This is a genomic window from Faecalicatena contorta, assembly GCF_021531995.1.
Lineage (GTDB): Bacteria > Bacillota > Clostridia > Lachnospirales > Lachnospiraceae > Dorea_A > Dorea_A contorta_A.
On the sequence record NZ_JAFBIZ010000253.1, the window covers coordinates 1 to 1,151 of the forward strand.

Annotated in this window: 1 protein-coding gene; it reads left to right on the top strand. The window is 37.2% G+C overall.

The genetic code is table 11. The features are described from left to right. Positions 1–79 precede the first annotated feature (79 nt). Complete coding sequence (locus tag JQM82_RS15730) at positions 80–997, top strand: MerR family transcriptional regulator (protein ID WP_235251360.1); 918 nt, start codon at positions 80–82, stop codon at positions 995–997. Positions 998–1,151: the final 154 nt, after the last annotated feature.

A 1,151-nucleotide genomic window follows, 5' to 3' on the forward strand; every position in this document is an offset into this window, starting at 1 on the left:
TGACATTACAGCGACTTTAGGGTCTATGATTTGGGAAAGAAAAGACATACGCGTATGATTTTTATGAGAGGTGAAGCAAATGCTGATAAAAGAAGTAGAGCAGGTGACAGGAATAAAGAGTGTGAATATCCGATATTACGAGAAAGAAAATCTGATCCATCCGATTAGAAAGATGAACGGATATCGGGAGTATTCAGATGAAGATGTCAGACGACTGAAGCAGATAAAAACACTGCGGCTTCTGAATGTGTCCGTTCCGGATATTCAGGAGGTTCTGGATGGCAAAACATCCCTGAGATCTGTGATGGAAAAAAGGCTGAACGAATTGCAGGAAGAAGAGCAGAAGATAAAAGAAATTAAAGCCACATGTGAAATCATCATCATGGATGATATCAGTGTTGCCGATATCGATGAAGGTATACTTTATGGTGATAAAAACACCTGGAAAGTGAGGTTGGAACAAATTATGAAGGAAGATATTGATAAAAAATTTTTAGGAAAGAGTATTCTCTATCTTATATTATGGATATTACTTGGAAAAATGTTTGTTGTGGGATTTTCGCATCTGTCACCTCCGGAGGCAGATATCGCTGTAGTTACCTCTTATGTAGTGAAAGGAATCGGCATATTTTTTATCTTATATGGAATCGGGCTTACTATATTTGAAGGAATTACGGAAAAAGATTTCTTATGGGTTTATGGAAGAGACTGGGGTGCAAACGGACTTGGTGCTCTTGGAAATTCTTTTGCAATCTGTGGTCTTGGAATTGCATTTTTGGGATCGTCGATAATACAGATTTTAATTGAATTTGTGATTGTATGTGCAATCTGTATCGGAATACGCGGATTTATTATGTATCGGAAAAAAGCACTGAAACGAAGTGCCCGGATACCGATGAAGAACAGCGTGATTATGCTGATCGCCACAGGTGTATTACTCGTGATGTTTATTCTTTCAATCAAATTTCTGCAGTATGATTATTCCATTCATCTGTAAAAGATTTAAAATTTGAATTATGCGCTTTCACAAGAAAAGCTGAGGTAAGCGAAGATCGTCGAAGCGTTCTTGTGAAAGCGCAGGTTTTCAAATAGATCTATACGACAAATACCGATTTTTCCAAAAGATATAGACGAAAAATAAAGGATATGAT

Coding starts and splice junctions, on each gene's coding strand:
- JQM82_RS15730 (WP_235251360.1), top strand. CDS start 80: ATGCTGATAAAAGAAGTAGAGCAGGTGACAGGAATAAAGAGTGTGAAT.